Annotated in this window: 2 protein-coding genes; one reads left to right on the top strand and one right to left on the bottom strand. The window is 43.4% G+C overall.

Features of this window, described 5'->3' with window-relative positions:
- Positions 1–392: insulinase family protein (locus A3739_RS13585; protein WP_197472316.1), on the bottom strand; the 392-nt coding region annotated here is incomplete at its 3' end.
- Positions 393–659: 267 nt separating this feature from the next.
- Between A3739_RS13585 and A3739_RS13580 the strand changes: the two genes are divergently transcribed.
- On the top strand, positions 660–1,864 hold a 1,205-nt coding region (locus A3739_RS13580), incomplete at its 3' end, for an SDR family oxidoreductase (RefSeq protein WP_082878408.1).

Here is a 1,864-nt window from a genome sequence, read left to right as displayed (position 1 = left end):
GCGGACACATCAAAGAAGTAATTAGTGTGTTCAAGTGATGTGTAGGCATTATGACCGCCCCCATGCTCGCTAATAAACTTTTGATATGCGTCAGGCTCTGGATATTTATGGGTCCCGAGAAAGAGCATGTGCTCAAGAAAATGCGCCAATCCTGGAAATTCGATTGGGTCGTGTGAACTTCCCACTTTAATATCGAGAGAAGCAGCGCCTTTGTCCGCTTCTTTGTCAGAAATGATTAGAACGTCGAGTTTGTTCTCGAGAGTGAACGATGTATATTCACGTTTGTCGTTAGGACTCTTTTCAATATCGAAGTTAAGTTCAATTGCTGATGAAGTTGCGCTGAGCGCGAGTAAAAATAGTGTGCCAAAGGCGAGAAGCGTACGGTATATCACCGAGTGGGTCTCCTTGAAACTGGAATAAAGCCGAGCGTAGCTTAGCAACTGCTTGTTATCGGAAAAGTGATCCGGTTGTGATTACTATAGTTTGATCGTGCGTTTAACAAAATTTGAATTATAAAAAATTGGAGTTGTTGCTCTATGAGGACGTGACTTATATTGATTGCATTAGGAATCATTGAGCGCATTTTTGTTCCTCAAATTTTAATAAATCTAAGAATTAGCTCAGCATACGTGTTGAGATCACTGCCTAAGGATAAAACGATGAGTTATTTCATTACCGGTGGAACCGGCTTTATTGGACGCTTTCTTGTAGAAAAGTTATTAGCACGTGGCGAGACTATATACCTCTTAATGCAAGAGTCGAGCATGCATAAATACGATGCATTGCTTGAGCGTATTGGTGCAACATCAAAGCAGGTTGTTGCTGTGAAAGGCACACTGACCAAGAAAAATCTTGGTATTGCCAAAGCAGATATGGATGAGCTTAAAGGTAAGGTTGACCATTTTTATCATCTTGCAGCGATCTATGATTTATATGCTTCTGAAGAAGTGCAGCAAACAGTGAATATTGATGGCACGCGTAACGCGATTGCTGCTGCAAAAGCAATGAAAGCAGGGTGCTTCCATCACGTAAGCTCTATCGCGGCAGCCGGTTTGTATCGTGGTGTGTTCCGTGAAGATATGTTTAAAGAAGCGCAAAAGCTTAATAACCCTTACTTGCGCACTAAACATGATTCAGAAGCAATTGTGCGTGAAGAGTGCAAAGTGCCATGGCGTGTATACCGCCCAGGTATGGTTGTTGGTCATTCTAAGACGGGTGAGATTGATAAGATCGACGGCCCTTACTACTTCTTTAAAATGCTTCAAAAAGTTCGTCGTGCAATACCTCAGTGGATGCCAACGATTGGTGTTGAAGGCGGCAGAATGAATATCGTGCCGGTTGATTTTGTCGTTGATGCTTTAGAGTACATTTCGCATGTTGAAGGTGAAGATGGCGGGTGTTTCCATCTAACAGATCCTGATCCATATAAGTTGGGTGAAGTTTTGAACATCTTTGCGAAGGCAGGTCATGCTCCAACGATGGCGATGCGTATTGATGCGCAAATGTTCAACTTTATCCCTTCAATGCTTCGCAACGGCGTTAAGAACTTGCCGCCAGTTAAACGTTTAACCTCGGCGTTCTTAAACGACTTTGGTGTTCCAGAGTCAGCGATGGAGTTCATCAACTATCCAACCAAATTTGATTCGCGTGAAACAGAGCGAGTGCTCCGTGACTCTGGTATCGAATGTCCAGATCTTAAGTCTTATTCCGCACCGATTTGGGATTTCTGGGAGCGTAATCTTGATCCTGACTTATATAAAGATCGCACTTTACGTGGCACGGTTGAGGGTAAGGTATGTGTCATTACCGGTGCGACTTCAGGCATTGGTTTAGCAACGGCAAAAGTCTTAGCGGAAGCAGGTGC

Source organism: Oleiphilus sp. HI0067, from assembly GCF_001635735.1.
This window is presented reverse-complemented; position numbering and strand designations above follow the sequence as displayed.